The sequence below is a fragment of the Methanosarcina sp. WH1 genome (assembly GCF_000970005.1).
Lineage (GTDB): Archaea > Halobacteriota > Methanosarcinia > Methanosarcinales > Methanosarcinaceae > Methanosarcina.
Genome location: NZ_CP009504.1, coordinates 283,183 through 303,432 on the forward strand (window position 1 = coordinate 283,183; position 20,250 = coordinate 303,432).

Annotated in this window: 10 protein-coding genes and 6 pseudogenes; 11 read left to right on the forward strand and 5 right to left on the reverse strand. The window is 38.3% G+C overall.

Annotated features, from left to right (window positions below; genetic code table 11):
* Nucleotides 1–184: 184 nt before the first annotated feature.
* On the reverse strand, nucleotides 185–730 hold the full coding sequence (locus MSWH1_RS01305) for a winged helix-turn-helix domain-containing protein (protein WP_048125396.1): 546 nt from the start codon (nucleotides 728–730) through the stop codon (nucleotides 185–187).
* 440 nt (nucleotides 731–1,170) lie between these two features.
* Between MSWH1_RS01305 and MSWH1_RS01310 the strand changes: the two genes are divergently transcribed.
* The 5 genes and pseudogenes from MSWH1_RS01310 to MSWH1_RS18695 all read left to right on the forward strand — a co-directional run bounded on the left by MSWH1_RS01310 (nucleotide 1,171) and on the right by MSWH1_RS18695 (nucleotide 7,067).
* Nucleotides 1,171–1,860 (forward strand): DUF2162 domain-containing protein, encoded by a 690-nt coding sequence (locus tag MSWH1_RS01310; protein ID WP_048125398.1) that lies wholly within the window; start codon nucleotides 1,171–1,173, stop codon nucleotides 1,858–1,860.
* The gene (locus tag MSWH1_RS01315) at nucleotides 1,857–2,486 is read left to right on the forward strand and encodes a MotA/TolQ/ExbB proton channel family protein (protein WP_048125401.1); all 630 of its coding nucleotides are present in this window, start codon (nucleotides 1,857–1,859) and stop codon (nucleotides 2,484–2,486) included. Before MSWH1_RS01310 ends, MSWH1_RS01315 begins: the two co-directional genes overlap by 4 nt.
* A 24-nt stretch (nucleotides 2,487–2,510) precedes the next feature.
* Entirely contained in the window at nucleotides 2,511–2,924 is a 414-nt protein-coding gene (locus MSWH1_RS01320) for a DUF2149 domain-containing protein (protein WP_048125403.1), read from the forward strand.
* A gap of 1,586 nt (nucleotides 2,925–4,510) precedes the next feature.
* Nucleotides 4,511–6,031 carry a histidine kinase dimerization/phosphoacceptor domain -containing protein gene (locus MSWH1_RS01330; protein ID WP_231591861.1) on the forward strand — a complete coding sequence of 507 codons (1,521 nt, stop codon included), beginning with the start codon at nucleotides 4,511–4,513 and terminating at the stop codon, nucleotides 6,029–6,031.
* Between the two features lie 557 nt (nucleotides 6,032–6,588).
* A pseudogene (locus MSWH1_RS18695) lies at nucleotides 6,589–7,067 on the forward strand (cobaltochelatase subunit CobN).
* 281 nt (nucleotides 7,068–7,348) lie between these two features.
* Here MSWH1_RS18695 and MSWH1_RS01345 read toward each other — a convergent pair.
* Complete coding sequence (locus MSWH1_RS01345; RefSeq protein WP_048125408.1) at nucleotides 7,349–7,717, reverse strand: DsrE family protein; 369 nt, start codon at nucleotides 7,715–7,717, stop codon at nucleotides 7,349–7,351.
* Nucleotides 7,718–8,023: 306 nt separating this feature from the next.
* Nucleotides 8,024–8,319: pseudogene (locus tag MSWH1_RS01350) on the reverse strand (acetyl-CoA synthase subunit delta); the annotation flags it as partial.
* A 543-nt stretch (nucleotides 8,320–8,862) separates the two neighbouring features.
* On the opposite strand from MSWH1_RS01350, the pseudogene tnpC reads away from it, so the two are divergent.
* The 3 genes and pseudogenes from tnpC (at nucleotide 8,863) to MSWH1_RS01380 (ending at nucleotide 12,234) form a co-directional block, all read left to right on the forward strand.
* Nucleotides 8,863–10,317 (forward strand): annotated as a pseudogene (gene tnpC / locus MSWH1_RS01360) (IS66 family transposase).
* Between the two features lie 1,496 nt (nucleotides 10,318–11,813).
* On the forward strand, nucleotides 11,814–11,993 hold the full coding sequence (locus MSWH1_RS01375) for an MM0924 family protein (RefSeq protein ID WP_048125417.1): 180 nt from the start codon (nucleotides 11,814–11,816) through the stop codon (nucleotides 11,991–11,993).
* A gap of 46 nt (nucleotides 11,994–12,039) precedes the next feature.
* Entirely contained in the window at nucleotides 12,040–12,234 is a 195-nt protein-coding gene (locus MSWH1_RS01380) for an MM0924 family protein (protein ID WP_048125419.1), read from the forward strand.
* 904 nt (nucleotides 12,235–13,138) lie between these two features.
* Here the strand turns inward: MSWH1_RS01380 and MSWH1_RS20435 are convergent.
* A complete protein-coding gene (locus MSWH1_RS20435) occupies nucleotides 13,139–13,261 on the reverse strand; it encodes a hypothetical protein (protein ID WP_255350476.1) in 123 nt (40 codons plus the stop codon).
* A 667-nt stretch (nucleotides 13,262–13,928) separates the two neighbouring features.
* Between MSWH1_RS20435 and MSWH1_RS01385 the strand changes: the two genes are divergently transcribed.
* Nucleotides 13,929–18,266, forward strand: a complete 4,338-nt coding sequence (locus MSWH1_RS01385; RefSeq protein WP_048125421.1) for a cobaltochelatase subunit CobN — start codon at nucleotides 13,929–13,931, stop codon at nucleotides 18,264–18,266.
* Nucleotides 18,267–18,448: 182 nt separating this feature from the next.
* On the opposite strand, the pseudogene tnpA reads toward MSWH1_RS01385, so the two are convergent.
* Nucleotides 18,449–18,844 (reverse strand): annotated as a pseudogene (gene tnpA, locus MSWH1_RS01390) (IS200/IS605 family transposase).
* Nucleotides 18,845–18,890: 46 nt separating this feature from the next.
* Here tnpA and MSWH1_RS19795 point away from each other — a divergent pair.
* Together MSWH1_RS19795 and MSWH1_RS20675 are read left to right on the forward strand one after the other, a co-directional pair.
* Nucleotides 18,891–19,667, forward strand: a pseudogene (locus MSWH1_RS19795) (RNA-guided endonuclease TnpB family protein); the annotation flags it as partial.
* 2 nt (nucleotides 19,668–19,669) lie between these two features.
* Nucleotides 19,670–20,122 (forward strand): annotated as a pseudogene (locus tag MSWH1_RS20675) (RNA-guided endonuclease TnpB family protein); the annotation flags it as partial.
* Nucleotides 20,123–20,250: the final 128 nt, after the last annotated feature.

The following is a 20,250-nucleotide window of genomic DNA, read 5'->3' on the forward strand; positions in this document are numbered from 1 at the left end:
TCACATAGGCTACTTTCATGAAAATTACTTTAGTTAAAGTTGCTCTGACGAACTTTAGTTAAAGTTGCTCTGATGAACTTTAGTTAAAGCTGCTCTGATGAACTTTAGTTAAAGCTGCTCTGATGAACTTTAGTTAAAGCTGCTCTGATGAACTTTAGTTAAAGCTGCTCTGGTAAGAGCTGCTTTATCTCTTTATATTCACAAGTAACCTTTTTTTCGTGACCGGAATTAGCTTCTTCCATTCCACGATGGCATCTTCATAAAACTTATATTCATCTACAGTTTTATCCGAGAATTTGCCGTCCACCTCATATATATAAAAACCCTCTTCCCCGTCAGTAGAGACTACCTTTGTCCTGTCTCCCATTTTCCTTACCTCTACAGCTGTTACGCTTTTCAAGGCTTCAAGCAGACTCGTACCTTCCTCCACCTCAAGCTTCTTGTTTTCTGCAAAGCGGTCCAGGAAAGAATATACATTGTTCATTTTTATGCCTATCATATGGGTATTTCCAAACTTTTTTCTTTCTACAAGTTCGGCTTTTTCCAGGATTTTTACATGTTTAGCAGCTACAGGCACGGAAATCCCTATTTCTCTTGCAATACCGGAAATATGCTTATCCCCTTCACTCAGGCTTTCAAGAATAGAGAGACGTGTATCACTTGAAATCGCCTTGAAGAGGTTTTCTCCACCGCCGTTTATTCCTGAATTTCTCATAACACTTACTACCATGATTACTTCTATTTTATCTCAACTACTTATAATTATTGCCCCTTCTAACACAAGTAACTCATGTTATGGTATCTTCTAATTGCTTTTTTCTTTTATTTTTATATCAAATTTACTTTCATTCCTTTCCCCGATCTCGGATTGTTCAAAAATATTCCATGGTTAACAGGGTGAATTCTCGCATAATTTTTGTTAAATTCTGACTCTCATTTGCTATTCTTGTCCCTGGATCTTTTTTTAAGGCAAATTATATATTAATGTATTCATATACCTATTCCCTCACTTTTACGATTGTTTCTCTGCAATTCCTGTCGCTGAGAGTCTGGAATTTTACCTTTATTCTTAAAAAACGTCTTCAATTGAACTTGTTATCCATATGGATAACGAACGTTACCCAAAAACCAGTTTTTATTTAATCCTATTATAGATGCTCAGAAGGTACTATGGACTCTTCGACGTTGACTGTTATTGGAATTTTGATAGGTATCCTTCTCTTCGGGATAAAAACTGGATTAGGTTGTGGATTTTCAAATATCACTACACGAGAAATTCTTACAATTGCGAGTAGTTACTTTTTTCTTGCTCTTTTATTCGGAAGCGTTGCTGATCATATAAGCCTGGATGCTTTTGAGCGTCTTTCTTCAATGGGTATGGGAGTCCATGTTCTTGTCTCCCTGCTTCTTATAGGGGCCGGGATTTATACCCAGAAAAAATGGAATTCAGGAAAAGATGTTTCCAGACACACTTTTCTGGCTATATCCATGCCCTGTCCTGTCTGCTTGGGGGCTCTTGCGGTATCCTGTATGCTGCTTTCAGAAAATCTCAATTTTTCTGGGATAGAAATAGGGCTTCTTGTAGGAATTGCTTTTTTTACTGTAGTTGTAGCTTCTTCTCTTCTTTTCAGGTTTGGGAAAACCCGGCTGGGAATGACTCCTGAAACAATGGGAAGCGCCATGATGCTTCTTGGAATTTATTATCTTTTAGGGGCTCTGCTAATACCGGCATATATGAAAACAAAACAGATGAACCTGGCTCCTATGGAAACGGGAGAATCAAGCATATTTCCTCTTCTGGCTTTCGGGGTCCTGGTCCTTGCAGGTTTTTTCCTTGGTCGCGTGAGGTCTAACCAATGAGTAATATGGATCTTTTATCCCAGACGATGTACGTATTTTCATCGGCTTTGCTGTATCCGGTAATGATACTTCTGACAATCCTTGCCTTCGTTTCACTTATCCAATTAGGAGAATTCATCTCTGAGTATTCAAAAAGGAACAGGGACCGGAACAACCTGGAAATTGATTGCAAAAAAATACGGGACAGTCTCTCTAATTCGGCTTTTTCTGAAGCATCAAGGGCTCTTGAGAGTCTAAAACAAAATTATATGGTCACGTCCTTTGCAAGAGAAGCTGCAAAATACCTCGAAGAACGGAATTTTCCTTCAATTGAGAAGCTCTCTGAGGAATACGAGATAAAAATGGCAAAGCGCCTTGAAAACACGAAGATCAGTTCAACGGTTGCCCCTATGCTCGGACTTATGGGGACGTTGATCCCGCTGGGACCTGCCTTGATAGGGCTTTCGCAAGGAGACCTCGAAACCCTTGCACAAAACCTGATGATTGCCTTTGCAACTACTGTTGTAGGGCTCTTTTCTGCCGGAATAGCCTATGTGCTTACCCAGGTCAGGAGGCGCTGGTACTGGGAGGATATGTCGGATATCGATTATATTCTGGATATACTCGAGGAGAAGAGCGGAAATTGATTGTTTTCTTAAAGGAGGAAAACCATGCGAAAACCCAGACGGTACAGGCGAACCGGGCTTTTAAATGACCCCGATGAGCAAAACCCCATGACCGGGGTTGCCAATCTTTTTGACGTTGCAATGGTCTTTTCTGTAGCTTTACTAGTAGCTCTTGTGATGTCTTACCATCTTCCTGAGCTTCTGAGCTCGAATGAAAATATTACTATTGTAAAAAATCCCGGAGCTGAGGACATGAAGATAATCATCAAGGAAGAGGGGAAACCCATAGAAGTCCTGAACATGACCGATAACATTGGAGGGGGAACGGGTGAAGCCCTCGGGACAGCTTACAAGCTGGCTGACGGCAGGGTGATTTACGTGCCTGAAGATTCGGAGGGGAATGGTACATCTTCTTCAACGGACACATCCGCTTCAACCGGTACATCCACTTCAGATTAATTTTTTTCAATAATTTACGCAAGTTTAGTTGTTGTGGCCTTCATTGGTGGAATTTATCTGGGATTCAGGAAAAAGAAGTTTTAATTTCGTATGTGAAATGAGGCGCAAAATAATAAGCGCCGTATTTTTTTTGGTAAGGCAAATTAATTCTTCATCTGCGCATATCTGCGTATATCTGTGGAATATTGATTCCTTTTTCTTTTTTTCTACATATTTTTAGGCTCTTTGTCATTCTCTATGGATAAGACGATTTTCACTTCCAGACCGCGTTGGTTTTTATGAGAATAGCCACACAAAACAACGAAGAGCCTATTTTTAACCTATCCCGCATATCTTTTTTATTGGGGACTCTACATGGGAGATGTATCAACTGCTTTTTTTCTCACAACATTTGCAGGAATTTCAACTGGTTTTGGTAGCCTTATAGCTTTTTTGGTTCCCAATCTGAAGTTCACATGGCTGTCCTAGTTGCTGGGAAATCCTGAAAAGTCAAAGTGATACCTTCTTCTTAACTCCCATGTGAGCTGTAATCTGGAAGACCGTATTCAGAGTTGGTGATTAATCGCTTTTTGGTTCATAATTCACTCCTGAACATCTGAGAAAACTTGGTTACTGAAAAGTTATCAAAATTAACACAATTGTCCTATGAGTCTGATTTTGATATAATAATTGAAGAATTTGCATGTAATTTTGGTTTTGAGGTCATAGAACCGGAAGGAAGTACTAAAATCGTGCAAAAATCGTACAATCAGATGCGAAACATGATTTTCAGACTGCTTAAAGTCTGAAGATGTTTTACACGCTTATAGCTGGAAGTTCAAGTATTGAAATCATCGTTTTGGTGCTTTCTCCAATTAACTCCACTTTTACTTGTTTTGTTATTTTTTCTTTTTTTTAATTTCTTTCTCTAAATGCGAAATCTATATATATTTAGATGTATTCTTATCTAATATCAAATCAAATTTACTTGATTTGTCTAATAGGTTCTGTTTTGAATCCTCCGATAATCTGCAGTCTCTAAGGAGTAATTTGCCATTTTATATCTCCTTAAACTTGCAGTTTTCCGGGAATAATTTGCCTGAAATCTCACACATTTTATTTTAATATATAAGTTATTAAATTACGGAAATGAAAAAAGTAAATAAATGATTTCATTTGTTGGGAGATTATTAAGTATGTCGAACTCAATAATTCCAAAATACCTTTTAAAATACCTTTTAGATGATATTGACAGGTTCATACATGAGAATTATCATTAACTTTTGCCATACTCTTTACTTATTGCTCAAGCATTTTGTTTAATTAAAATTCTAATTTGAGATTCTCTTAATAACCTAATTTGACAGATTCTGCTAATTAATACAGTATTTTCATACAAAAAACACGTTTTATCGACGCATTACAATTTGACAAAATAATAAATGTCATAAATCACTAAACATCCGATCTAAATTTATCTTTAATGAAGAAAACAGATGCATGAAGCCCATTTATACATTAAAAAATGTATACTTCTGTCAAAGTAGGGTAATAAAGCAAAAATATTGTGATAAATTTTGACTCTTTATCCATGGCCAAAGATGAATATGAGATACGGTAATATAGATCAGAAATTGATGGATGGTGAAACTCTCTACAGGATGATATTCGATCATAGCATAGATGGTATTATCCTGACCGATCCAAGAGACGATGGAAAAATCCTATCAGCAAATCTTGCAGTTTGCCGTATGCTTGGATGGACGGAAGAAGAGCTTGTTGGCAAAGAACATGATGCAATTTTAGATCTGCAAGAACCGTCGCTATCAGCTTTATTAGATGAACTTATTCTCTCTGGGTCAGCAAGAGCTCAACTTACTTACAGGCGTAAGGACGGAACTACATTCCTTGGAGAGGCAAGCATGGTCTTTTTTATGGATTGCAACGGAGAGCCTCGAACGGTTTCTATCATCAGAGATATTACTGAGCGTAAGCAGACCGAAAAATCCCTCTATAAAGCATATGAAACTTTAGAAGAAAAAATTAAAGAACGTACAGCTGAACTTGAAGAGGCTTATAAATCATTGCTGGAAAATAAATTAAGTCTCAGTGAAGCTCAAAGAATAGCTCATATCGGGAACTGGGAATGGAATCTTCTGACTGATGAAGTCTACTGCTCGGACGAAATTTACAGAATACTCCAGGTTCATCCGCAGGCACCGGTTTCAGCTCATAATGATTTTTTGAGTTATATAGATCTGGATGACCGAGACTTTATATATAATTCTATTCAAAAAGCTTTGCAAGGAGAGCCCTTTAGTATTGAATATAGGATTAACTTATCTGATGGAGAAAAGCGTACAGTTCATTCGCAGGGAGAAGTTGTTTTTGATGAGAAAGGTAGCCCTGCTCAGATAAGAGGAGTCCTTCAGGATATAACTGAGCGCAAAAAAGCTGAAGAAGCTCTGGAAAGAATGGACAAAATTCGGATAAAAGAAATTCATCACAGAATCAAGAACAATTTGCAGATAATCTCTTCTCTGCTAGATCTTCAGGCAGAGAAATTCGAGGATGAAAACATTATAGAGGCTTTCAGGGAAAGTCAGAACCGGGTAATCTCAATGTCTCTCATCCATGAGGAACTTTATAAAGGTGAAGGGACTGATACACTGGATTTCTCGGCATACATTCAAAAATTAGTTGAAAGTCTTTTTAAGACTTACAAGCTTAGTGGCAAAAATTTCAGTCTGAGCATGGATATGGAAGAAGACATTTTTTTTGATATGGATACGGCTATCCCGTTAGGAATTACCGTTAATGAATTAGTTTCAAATTCTCTCAAACATGCATTTACGGGGAGAGATAAAGGGAATATCCTTATTAAACTCTGTAAGGAAGAAATAAGTTGCAACACACATAAATCCCTTTTCAGCCTGACAATTTCTGACGATGGAAAAGGACTTCCGGAGGATCTGGAATTAAAAAGTGCCGAGTCCCTTGGTTTGCAGTTAGTAAACATTCTCGTTGACCAGTTAGATGGAAAAATTGAACTTAAGAGAAATAATGGGACCCAGGTTACTATCAGATTTATGGTGACGGAAAATGATAATCTGATTCAGTCGGCTTAAAATCATAGGATGAAGATAAGTAGTTTGAGGATATATACAACATTTAAAAAGTGTGTGATACGGAAAGATCTCCACAGTAGTTTTTTAGAAAATTGTCCTTTTAAAAAATTGTCCTTTTAGAAAATTGTCCTTTTAGAAAATTGTCCTTTTAGAAAATTGTCCTTTTAGAAAATTGTCCTCATAAAATTAATTCTCTTTTTATAATTCTTGTAAAATAGAGTACGTTATTATTGCAACCTACATTCCGCAGTATTTTTTTGAAAATCAATATTTTTTCCGATAGCGTTTTTCAAAAATTCTCAATTAATATACCCAAACTGAAATTTGAATAAAAATTGAATACTAAGTTTTTTGGTCTCTGAACATGCCGTATAGCCATTTTTAACTCCTGCATAGAAATCCGATAAATTCACGTTAGGACAAAAATCGATAGCAAGAAAAATAATGAATATACGAAAAATACTGCGGAAAGTGGGTTACAACAGCCATAACGAGACTTATCCGCTTAAGGTGTCGTATGTCCTCTAACTATGGAAACACTGCGCCATCATGGGCTTATGGAAGCACAGATATATTCCTTCCTTGGAGTAGAGCCTGCGAGAGATAAGGGGTACATTACCGGTTTTGAGGTCATACCACTAGAAGAGATGAATCATCCGAGGATCGATGTAATGGTCCATTCCTCTGGACTGCACCGAGATACGTTCCCATATCCACTGGAACTGGTCGATGAGGCTATCCGAAAGTTGCAGACATTAATGAAATCAATGAAACGAACTATGTCAGATGGAATTCACTGAAAATGGAAGCTGTACCCATAACAAATGGTTATAATGAGAGCACAGCACATTATCTTTCAAGATCAAGGATCTTCAGTGAAGCACCCGGGAACTATGATAACGGAATGGAAGATATAATAGCAGCAAGCGATACCTGGGAGAATGAATCCAAACTTGCCGACCTGTTCGTTCAACATTCTCCTATATCTATGGGCAAGATGTATGGGGTGACGGGTATGAAGCTGTGTTCACAATGAACCTGATATCAAATTAATTTAATACGAAAAATAGTTTAGCAATATCAATAACTGAAAAATATATGAAAGTTGACGCTTATATCCCATGAAATTAAGATTTCATGGGTTTTATGCTTCTTCCTATAAAGATGAAATCTATGAACTGTTGACTTAGATCCATCGCGACGAGGAACATCTTTCAAGTACAATCTGTCGTAACAACGTACAAAATGCCGTTAATTAACTTCCTCATATTTGCGCGTGGTCTCTCTGTATGTGATTTCGGTGGAGGAATCCAAGGTTCAGAAATTAATTACTAGCTGGTTTTCTTCAGTATATGTCAGAAAAAGTTCTGCTATATTTTTTGAACAAATAAATTCAATCCCTGGAATTAGTTCCTCTTTATTAAACCCGATCATATCTGAGGCAAGCTGACAGCACCGAAACTCTACTCCCATGTCAATGCACTCCTGAACAGTGGAATCATATTTTGGTGATCCTCTGGTTTTATTTTTTTTTGCAAGCAGTACACCCATAGGTCCCCATAGAACCACCAGTACTTTGAGCCCCTTACTCCGGTAAAACTTTGCAAATTTGAGAGTTTCCTGCGGGCTGTTGCTCTCATACACCATATTTTTAAGTAATAGTAAAACTTTTTCGACTTTTGCCATAATAGCTCCAGGTCTAAATCATACTTTGAAGCGACCGGCTACTTGCTTCCATATTTCACTTCCTTAACTATTTTGGCTATGCTCAAGAGAATCTACAATTTGGAAATATAAATAGGATTGAAAGCTTTGTTTAAGATTTAATCATAAAAAACATCAGTCTGACATTAATGAACAATTAATCTAATTATACTCAAAAAATAACTAAAGATATGGATTTAGCTAATAGATTTTAGCTTCGTAGATAATATAAATATAAAAATAAGAGATTATCCGTTTTTGAGCCATTTTGCAAGAACTTCATGCTCGTTTGGCAGGAATCAGGTCTTTAAATTTCGGATTGCAGGAGAAGGGGAATCTTCAGGAGCGGCTTTGGGAGCACCTTTGCCCACAGGGACGCTGAACACACTATTAATTCTTGAGAACTGCTGTGCAAGTATTGCACACTCCTGTCCGAGGGTAGCAGCAAGCATCGGATCAAAGCCGCTTCCGAGTCCATCAAGATCGAGCTCGGGGTCTCCTTCTATATCTACCCCTTCAAGAGATAGTATTTGTACATCTTTGAATTTGTCTGTTATTTCTGATAACTTAATTTTCTTTGTCATGTAATCCTCTCTCTATCCGTAAGTTTTTCGTTTGATATGTAATTAAGTAAAGTATAAATACAGATTTTACTATTCGATATGAAAGTACAGGTTGTGTTGCAAAAATTCTGAAAGTTAACAACTCTAATAACCTAGAAAATGGCATATACAAGTATCAATTATAGCCTTAAAGTGCGAGAAGAATATTTTTGCAACACAACCGGGATTTGGGACCCCAATGAAGGATCCTTACTTTGTTTCTATTCAGTTTCTATGTTTTTTCAATCCTTGAGGCAAAGTTCTGGAGTTTTTTCTTTTGGTGAGGTTTCTGGCTTATGTAGTTGATACTGATTTCTCAATACCTTTGAATTAGTTCTCAAGGCGGTAGTAATGCTATGTCAAATTGTTTGACATCTTTACTTCCAAGCACTGCTTATACAAGTTACTTTATATAAATTTAGCAAAAATGATAGTAACAATTCAGGTAGCCTTTCAAAGGCTACAATTTTTCCTCTTTTCGAGGAAAAATTGCATATAAATTGAATCCTATTTTGTTTCGTTATTATGCTTACACGTGAAGAGATCCTCGTTATCTATGAAGCTGGTCCTGAAGCTGTAATTTCTGTAATCCAGAGACTTGAAACTATCATAGAAGAACAAGCTATTCGAATTGCTGAACTAGAAGAACGTGTAAGGATTTTAGAATCTCGCTTAAATCAAAATAGCAGAAACAGCAGTAAACCTCCTTCTACTGACTTTTTAGTCAAAGAAAAACCTAATCCCAAGAGTCTCCGGAAAAAGAGTGGGAAGAAACCTGGAGGTCAAGAAGGTCATCCAGGCACAACTCTTGATATGGTTAATGATCCTGATTAGGTAATTGAACATTCTTTGACCTGCTGCAAAGAATGTGGACATACTCTTGAGGATGTTGAAGTTGAAGCTTATGAGAGAAGACAAATTTTTGATATTCCTCCTGTAAATCTAATTGTTACGGAACATCGAAGTCAGATTAAGACCTGTACTCACTGTGGAAAATCAAATAAAGCTTCTTTTCCAGAATCTGTGAAATATCCCGTCCAGTATGGTCCTAATATTTTAGCTTCAGCAATTTACTGTAAAAACTACCAGTTTATTCCCTATAAAAGGATTTTAGAGTTTTTTGATGACGTTATGGGGATAAAAATCTGTTCTGCTACGATAATCAGAGCAGAAAAAGAATGCTTCCGGAATTTAGAGGAGTTTGAAAATGTGAGTCAGGAGAGGTTAATAACTTCTCCTGTAATCCATTGTGATGAAACTGGGATGAAAATTGAAGGAAAAAGGCATTGGCTTCATGTAGCTTCTAATGACAAATACACCTGTTATTTTGCTCACTCAAAAAGAGGATCAGAAGCAATTAATGCCATGGGAATTCTTCCAGAGTTTAAAGGAATAGCAGTTCATGACGGATGGAAACCCTATAACAGTTATGAATGTGATCATGCTCTTTGCAATGCTCATCTCCAGAGAGAACTTACTGGAATTGAGGAGAACTATAAACAGCAATGGGCTAAAGAGATGAATGAACTGTTAACAGAAATGAAAAAGTATACTGATGAGTGTAAAGAGCAGGTCAAAGATCTGGACTTTGAGCAAATTAAAGTGTTAGAAGAAAGGTTCGATGCTGTAGTCATGAAAGGGATTGAAGAAAATCCACCTTCTCTAAACCCTGAAAAACAAGGAAAACGTGGTAAAAATCCAAAAACAAAAGCAAGGAACCTACTTGACAGGTTTATAGAAAACAAAAAACAGATCCTGAGATTCCTCAATGACTTGAGAGTTCCGTTTGAGAATAACCAAGCAGAAAGAGACATAAGGATGATGAAATTACAGCAGAAAATATCAGGAACTTTCAGAACTATACAAGGAGCGGAAGCTTTCTGCAGAATTAGAGCTTATATCTCAACCATTAAAAAGAACGATTTACCTGTTATAGACGGTATTCTCGCGGCGCTCAAAGGAGCGCCGCTATTATTCTGAGAATTTCAGCATTTTGCTGAAAAAACATACTTTTTTATCAGTGGCTGAATAGTTACAAATGATAACAAGTTTTAGCTTTATGAGTAAAATAAACACAGTATAGGTATTTTTGACCAACCTCACCTATCCAACCTTACTGGGTCCTGGCAAAGCAGTTAAGACTGTTTTTTCAGAAGTATGTATCCCTGCAGACTATTGATTCTCTGATCTTTTTTTCTACATATTTTAACCTTATCCCGTATATTTTCTTTATCGGGGAAACGGTATGGAAGATGTAACAATTGCTTTTTTCCTGGGGATTCCCAGGATGGGGCTTCTGGACCGTATGGTCGAGCACATCCATATGGACATCCTCTAAAGCTATTGCAGGAAAGAAATAGAGGAAAATCAACCGAATTTCTTGAAAACCAAGTTGTAGCAGCCCACAGGGTCAACTCTAGTTACCGGGAAATCCTGATAAGTTACAGTGATATCTTCTTCTTAAAGTTGCAGTGATATCTTCTTCTTAACTCCTATGTGGGCTGTAAATTAGAAGACTGAAAAAATAAAAAAATTAATGGAGGTTTTAAAGCAACATACTTCCGGAATACTGCAGTTTTTGGGAGATTTAAAATGGCAAATTACTCCTGGAAGACTGCAGATTTAAGGAGATTTAAAATGGCACTTTATTTCGCAAATCAAGTATATCTAATTTGCTTATGGGTAAAACTACGTCTAAATATATATATATTTCGCAGTCTTGAGAATTTGTTGATAAAAATAGATACTGTTAAAACAAGTAAAAATGAATATCTTTATTAAACTTGATATCCGGGTAAGAATATCTTCTTTTTCAAATTTTAATAGTTATATAAGAGTTTATTTGGTTTGTGGACAAAAGAATAATTTAAGACCTTAACTCCGATGAGTTAAGGAATAAGTATTGAATATTAGCCTCATATCCCAAATCAAGAGACATATTGCAATTCATTTTTTTCAAAATAATATATCCCCTATTAGGGAATGTAAATAACAAACCAAAGTTTCCATATTAGAGGCGATTGATGTTGGAAATTTATGAATTGGAATTACTTATTTCCTATAGATGGCAGAGTTAAGGTTAAGAATAAGCACAAGCTTCAGAATTTTTTAGATATTTTTTGAGTTGCTCCTTATTTTTCTAAAAACCTGACTTCATAATAGTTCTCCAGCTAAACTTAACTTTCCCGAATCCTTAACACAAATCAACCTGAATACAAAGGTCATATAATTATCTTTTTATTTTGCAGGAAAACGAGAACCTGAGAAATGGACAGGCTTTGAGTGAGTAAGCTAATTCTCGTTCTGAATATTTAAGGCGCAGCATCACGAAAATCAATTTAACTGGTTAAATATATTTATATATCATAAAAGGGCATAGTTATAATTAGCGGATGCACATAGGTGTAAAACCCGTATGTGTCAGCAAACAACCTAACAGATAATTGACCAGTAACAGAAAACAAGGAGAAGAATACATGATGCAATCTTTTATAGTTGAGCATTACCTCAACAAGGCTGTAGATGTCTATTGTGGAGGGCCTGATATTTTCAAAGGAAACGTAGAAGCCTGTGCCGATAATGTCCTCACCCTCAAAAACGATGGAAAGCTTACCCATATAACTATTGATAAAATAATAGCTCTTTGGGCACAATAATTTCAAAACTTTATATTTCAAAATCGTATAGTTGAGGTGCAAAGAAATGCAATCTTTTATAGTGGAACACTATCTTTGTGAAGTTATAGATGTTTACTGTGGGGGTCCTGATGTTTTTAAAGGAAAGGTGAAAGCCTGCGCAGACAATGTGCTCACTCTTGAACAGGATGGAAAGTATACGCACATAGCGATTGATAAGATTATAGCTCTCTGGGGAGAACCCGGTACCAAAATCCAGTGATGAAAGGAGAGATTTTTTATTATTTTCTGGGTTTTTGATTGATTGCAATCGACTGCTGGCGGAATTAATGGTGCATTTTGGCGATTCCCGAAACTGTTAAAAATTCGTAACTATTCAACCTATACAAAATAGGTCTGTTTGTATACAAAACAGGTCTATTAATATTGATTTCAACTTAATTGATAAGTACAAGTACCAACCAGTGAAATACAAAAAAATGTTATCAATAACAAAAAATGTTATCAATAACAAAAAATGTTATCAATAACAAAAAATGTTATCAATAGCCAGCAATTACAGAAAACGGACCTAGAGATATTTACCCGTTGAAGTTTTCTAAAGATAGTTTATGATATTGTTTTTCCCAGGCTGCTAGTTGACAGCGTGCTGACTTTCCTGTAAAGTTACATTTGTTAAAAAGTTATCGAATCAAAAACTCGATAGTATCAAAAAGGACTGAAAAATGGACATAAAGCTGGCAAAAAAGGCAAATAACCAGATACGGATCCACCTTTTAAATGTCAGCTTTGTATTGCCAGTTCTCGTTTCAGTTTTTGTATAACCTTTATTTGACAGAAGCATACATTTTATATAAAATATAAAATTGGGCTTCTTGACTATGTTTTCTTTGTATAATTTAACTTTTTATTGTGTGTGTTATACGTTTTGATAGTTTTCCATTTTTCCTATATAGTTCTTTTTTCAGTTTTTGTATCTTTTTTCAGTTTTTGTATAATCTTTATTTGACAGAAGCACACATTTTTTATATAGGATTGGGCTTCTAGCCCATGTTTTCTTTGTATAATTTAACTTTTTATTGTGTGTGTTATACGTTTTGACAGTTTCCATTTTTCCTATATCCTATATTATACTGTGTCGAAACAATGCGGTTAGATCAAAGACCTTATTCCGTCTTTTCACAACTCAAAAGGTGCTTCTTTTTTCCCCCTCGTTCATCTTCAGGATGGATCGGAGCTACATGAGCAACTTCTTCATCCTTCTTCTCTTCTTTCTTTTCTTCTACCATTGAGTTACACCCCCTATAATGAATTATTTAATCAAACTTATAAATTGGGGAATTTATTCCATACTAAATCCCCTATTAAATATAGCTTTGAGATTTAATAGTTTTTTGGTAATTATTCAGTCATTGGTGGTTCTCCTTGAAGAAAGGGAACATCTAGTGGTTTCAGTGCAGCTATAAATGTTAGATGTCGTAGTGAGATCAGCAATGTAATCAATATCAATACAACTGGGTGAAGTGATATCTATAACATCATACGTTTTTTATATTTATTTATATATATTTATATCTCAAAAGACGTGATGTTTTTGGTCTTTCAAGTGCGTAAATCCTACATATATCACTTAAAAACGCCATCATTCAACCTTTTTACCTGAATGGCTAATAATTGTGAGTTAAAAACCGTATTTTATGTATCTTCTTCCCTAATGCTCCGAATGTTGAAAATATTAAACAGAATCGGCTGCCATGTTTTTTTTGGAAGTTACAAGGTTATATTCTAAGTCATAATCGATAACTTCCACATCTATCTTAAAAATTTGGCGGCTGTTTTCCTGTAAGTTCCAAAGATTCGTAAACTTTCGCTTAAAAATAAATTAGTAGGCCAGGCATCCTGGTTATTTTTCTACCGGGGTGCCCCAGGGTTCATGATATATTGACTGGGGATAAGATGCGTACGTCACAAAGTAGGTTACTGGTTTTATGTGCAGTTTTCCTTTTAATGCTTGCACAGAATGTATCGGCTGATGAAAATCAAGTAAATATTACTTTTATCTGTTATGATGGAAACGCCCTTGCTGCGGCAGAGCAGTCCAATCCGTACAATGCAAGCATAAATGTAACATACATTTCGGCTTATTCTAACTTTGCTAATACCACTTTTGAAAACCAGGATGTAATATTTACCTACATGCTCTGGTCTCAGTTCAAAGATATCGGGGATGACCTTGAAAGTGCTCATGAAAATGGGACTGCACTTATAGACATTTCCTCTATGATGGACCCGGCACATATCAATACCTCAAGTTATGACCTGATCCTGTCGGGGACCAAGCCTTACAATTCCACTGAAGAAAAGTACTTCTACAGCATGGGTCCGAAAGGAGTCCTGCGAGAAAACACCGAAAACTTCCTTATCTATCTTGCAAAAACTTACGGGGATAAACCTGAGCTTACGGACAGCTGGGTTTACGATGAACCCATAGAATTTCCTGAAGCTGCGCTCTATCACCCGAATGCCGTTTCTTCTTTTAATGAATCGGAGCCTGACTGGTTCGAAAATACCTCTGATTATCTTGAGTGGTACTCCAACTCAACTGCCGTAAATGAGTCTAATCATGTTTACGATAAGAGCAAACCCACTATAGGGATCTGGTTCCACGCTTCCGATTATACAGCGGGAAACCTTGAGGTTATAGACTATCTTATCCGTGATCTCGAAGGAAAGGGCTGCAACGTAATTGCAGGTTTTGATACTTTCAATGATATCCACAAGTTTTATTTTGATGAAAACGGAGAACCTCTTGTCCAGTGCTTAATTTCTCTTAAATGTTTCCGTTTGAATTATGAGGACCCTGATAAAGGGATACAGGAACTTGAAGACCTTGATGTCCCGATTTTAAGAGGCATGGTTGTTTCAAATCCTGCAAATTCTATAGACGTAGCTGACCACAACAGGGGCATTCCCAGCAGTGAGGTTGTGTACAAAACTCTGCTTCCGAGTATTGACGGGATTTTTGAGTACATTGTAATAGGGATTGATAATTACGACTCCGAAACCGGGGAAAGCAACTACGAACCCCTGCCTGCTCAGGTTGATTGGATGGTCAACAGGTCAATAAACTGGGCGGAGCTGAAGTTAAAGGATAACGAGGACAAGAATGTTGCTGTAATATACTACAACTATCCTTCAGGAAAAGACAATATCGGGGCAAGTTACCTTGACACCACCAAGAGCATGTTCGACCTTCTTAACGAGATGAATGAAAGTGGGTACGAGGTCTCCGGAATTCCGGATAACAGCAGTGAACTCCTGGAAATGATGCAGGCACAGGGTATCAATGCCGGCTCCTGGGCTCCGGGTGTTATGAATGAAATGGTAGAAAACAGGACTGAATGGGGACTGCACCTGATACCCATGGAGACCTACAAAGAATGGTTTGAGTCTGAAATTCCTGAAGAACTGAGGTCTCAGGTAATAAAGGAATGGGGAGAACCCTGGGTTGAAGATCTTCCTCAGAATAAGAGCCTCATGATCTATGAGAACGAGACTGGGAAGTACATTGTAATCCCTTCTGTACGTTTCGGAGATGTCTGGCTCATGCCACAGCCTGCCAGAGGTTTCCTGCAAAATGATGACACCCTTTACCACAGCAGCCTTGTGCCTCCCCCACACCAGTACATAGCTTTCTACCTCTGGCTTAATCATGAATGGCAGCCTGATGCAGTTATTCACATGGGGACCCACGGTACGCATGAGTGGCTTCCGGGTTCTACTTATGGTATGAACCGGACTTCCGATTGGGCACCTTTACTGCTGCAGGGTCTGCCAAACATTTATCCTTACATAGTTGCAAACGTGGGAGAAGGGCTGACTGCCGAGTACAGAGGCAATGCCCTGATTATCGACCACCTGCCTCCGACCCTTGAACGCAGTGGGCTTTATGGAGAATTACTCAACCTTTCAATCAGTGTGCAGCAGTATTATGATCCCGGGCTTTCTACACAGACAAAGGCAGGGTACCAGACAGCCATAATCGAACAGATTATAGAACTTAACCTGGACGTTGACCTTGGAATCGAGAATGTGACTGCGCTTCGAGCTTACAATGAAGAAGAGTTTGGGGACTTTGTAAAATATGTCCTTCATGAATATCTCGAAGATGTGGAAGGAGAAAACATTCCTTACGGGATGCATGTCCTTGGTCGGGTACCCTCTACAAACCTGACAGATCCTGAAAAAGATGAACTTTCCGGAATGATAAGGGCCATGCTTGGAGGAGACTTCAAGGATAATATCACTGCTGCCTTCTATCCTGAATCCGTTTACCCCCTCGGGATTCCGTCAAATGATACTAAAGTGAACAGGCTTGTCTGGGAAGTCGTGACCAATAACACGGAGGTTTCCACGGCTCAGCTTGATGTTTATGGGGCAACTGATAGTTCAGTTACCCTTGATCTTGAACAGGGGCTGGAGTATAGAGAGCGGCTTCTTGACAGTGATGTGGAGATTGACAGAATCCTCTCAGCCCTGAACGGAGGCTTTATCCCACCCGGACCGGGCACGGACCCTGTTATGAACCCGGACGCAGTACCAACGGGGCGCAACTTCTACGGCATCAACTCAAAACTCTATCCTTCAAAGGCAACCTGGGAGCTTGGCAAATCCCTTGCAATCCAGCTGCTTGAGGATTATTACGATAAGTACGGAGAGTATCCGGAAAAGGTTTCATTCTCAAGGTTCGGGGTAGAGTTTATCCGCGACCACGGGACTCTGGAAGCCGAAGTGCTCTACATGCTCGGAGTGCAGCCGGTCTGGGATGAGTATGGGTATGTAACCGGGGTTGAGGCTATCCCTGAAGAGGAGCTGCTGCCGAACTATGATACAGAAAAACCGGGGAGACCGCGTATTGACATTGTCTATACAACCGCCGGTATGAGGGACGCTTTTCCGGATAAGATCAAAATGGTAGATCGCGCCGTGAAACTTGCAAGTTCACTTCCTGCCGGAAACTATCCCAACTACGTAAATGACAGCGCCCTTGCAATATATAATTCCCTGCTTGCGGCGGGCTATGACAATGAAACCGCAACCAAGCTCTCCACAATGCGTTGTTTTGCAGTAATGGATGGGACTTATGAAATAGGGGTCTCAAATGCTATCGGTGCAAGCGGGAGCTGGGACGACGAAGAGGCGATTGCAAATGTATACCTGGACAAGATGGGGTATGCTTATGGGGAAGATTTCTGGGGCATAAAATCCAGGGAACTTCTTGAGGGCAACCTGAAAAACGTTGAAGCTTCCGTACATTCGGATTCGTCAAACCTTTACGACACCCTTGACAACGACGACTTCTTCCAGTACTTCGGTGGTCTGAACCTGGCAACAAGGCATGTCAGGGGAGACGGAAGGACTCCCGAGATGTATGTTTCGGATACCAGAGATCCTGAAAGGGCTCAGATGACAGGAATGGGAGAGTATCTGAGCAAGAACCTGAGGTCCAGGTATTTCAATGAGAAATGGATTGAAGGGATGCAGGGCGCAGGGTATTCGGGCGGCAGGATGATGTCCGAGTTCGTGAACAACCTTTTCGGCTGGGAGGTCAGTGACCCTGATCTTGTGGATGACAGTGTCTGGGAGCAGACCTATGAGACCTATGTTAATAATCCTTCCATGAAAGAATGGTTCAAGCAGAACAATCCAGATGCTTACCAGTCGCTAACAGCCAGAATGCTCGAAGCTGTCAGGCATGAATACTGGAAACCTTCGGACGAGGTTATCGAAAACCTCGCAAAAGAATATGAAGAATCGGTAGCTGAAAATGGAGCTTCCTGCTGTCACCATACCTGTGGAAATCCGCTACTTCACGAGTTTGTAAGCGGGATGGTATCTGTCCCTGGCTATGCTGAACAAATGGAAGCAGCAACCAGGGACAAAACTCAGGAAACGGAAGAAGTTAAGAGCAGCAGCCATAAAAGCAAAGGGCATCAGACAAGTGTTGCCGATAAACTCAACCAGACAACTAGAGCAAATCCCGAATCAGCGGAAAGCAATCAGACTGTTCAGGACTCAGATGCAGGGTATGGTTTGGATTCCCCAGATCCTGCTCCTGAAGTTCAAAAGGCATCTGACTCCGATTATGTGGAAGGGTATGAGATGCAGAAAGATCCGGTCGATGAAGCTGAAAACAGCGGCATGTCCTTCTCGGGATCTGATGTTATCGGGATTCTCTTCGTGATGGTAGCAGTGGGTGGAATCTATCTCGGATTCCGTAAAAAGAAGATGTGAACCTGTCCGGAAGGAGAGCACTTTTTATTCTGTGCTCTTTTCCTTTTCTCTTTTTTAAGAACATTAACCTGATTGTAGATTTTTGTAAATCTTCAGGTAAGGAATAAAATGAAGTTGTCAGAATTTATATGAAGAAGCGTAAAACCCCTGAGTCTTTAGCTCAGGGGATATAAGCGTCAACTTCAACCCTGATTCCGTATGTAATATTCTGCCGCCTCTTTACTCATATTTCCGATAGTAAACGCAAAATAACCATCACTCCATAACGTATTCTCACCCCAATAATACTTTTTCAGATATTCTTTTTGAGTTTTTCATAACCTGTTAGTATATTCTTGTTTCAATTTTCTGACAATTGAAAGAACACTAACCTTTGGTTCACTCTTAATCAAGAAGTGGATATGGCCTTTGTCAGTTTCCATTTCAAGAATTTCAAAGTTAGACTCTTTTGAAATGTCAATCATAATCTGTTTGAGTTCTTCGCTAATTGGTTCAAGTATGACTTTTCGGTATTTGCAAACAAAAATAACATGATACATTAACAAAAATTTGCTATGATTCCGTGTTTCATACTTCATATTTAACAAAAAGTATATATGTTGTTAAAGAATATAATGCCTTTGTATGATGCAAGCGTTCAAATTTAGACTCTATCCTACAACTACACAAGCTATTCAATTGAATCAGCATATAGGTAGCTGTAGATTTGTCTATAATTGGGCACTTGACCAGAAAATTAAAACTTATGAGCAGACAGGGGAATCAATTTCCAGATTTGACTTAAACAAATTAATTCCTACTCTAAAGGCTTCTAATGAGTGGTTAGGAGAAGTTAACTCTCAATCATTACAGGGGATGACTAAGCAGGTTGAATCCGCTTTCACTAGATTCTTTAGAGAGAAAACAGGGTTTCCAAAGTTCAAATCAAAAAAGAATCCTATACAGTCTTTCCCTGTACCTCAACACTACACTGTAAACTTTGAAAATAATACTATCAAGCTTCCAAAAATAGAACCAATTAAAGCAGTTCTTCACAGGAAGTTTGAAGGAGAGCCTAAAACGGCTACGGTATCAAGGACATGTAAAGGACATTACTATATCAGTATCCTTGTTGAAGATGGAAAAGAACTTCCAGTAAAGGAAGCTTTCACAGAATCAACAACAGTAGGAATTGATGTAGGTATCAAAGACTTTGCTGTCCTTTCAACAGGAGAAAAGGTTGAGAATCCAAAGTACTTGAAAAACTCTCTTAAAAGGCTCAAAGTATTACAGAAAAGAGTCTCAAGGAAACAGAAAGGCTCTAAGAACAGGGCAAAAGCTAAACGAAGACTTGCTGTACTGCATGACAAAATAACAAATCAGAGAAATGACTTCCAGAACAAACTCTCTTTTAGACTTGTTAGCGGAAACAGAAAGGCTCTAAGAACAGGGCAAAAGCTAAACGAAGACTTGCTGTACTCCATGACAAAATAACAAATCAGAGAAATGACTTCCAGAACAAACTCTCTTTTAGACTTGTTAGCGAAAACCAAGCTGTAGCTCTGGAAACTCTAAATGTTAAAGACATGGTTAAGAATCATCACTTAGCACAGGCTATAAGTGATTCTGCGTGGAGTAGTTTTGTAACAAAGTTGGAATATAAGGCTCAATGGTTTGGAAAAACCGTCCTGAGAATAGGACAATTTGAACCCTCTTCTAAGCTATGTAGTGTGTGTGGATACCACAATAAAGAGCTTCAGCTAAAAGACAGAGAATAGATTTGTCCAGACTGTAAAACCAAACACGATAGATACATTAATGCCGCTATCAATATTAAAAAATTCGCTCTCATAGATCAGAATCTAATTGGATTATGACACCATAGGGACTACGGGGATGAGCTTGGGGACTTGCCCTCAATAGAGGGAGGAATGAACCAAGAAGCCACTCAGTCTTTAGCTGAGTGGTAGTTCACTCAAGACCTAAGTAGCTCTGTAGAAATCCT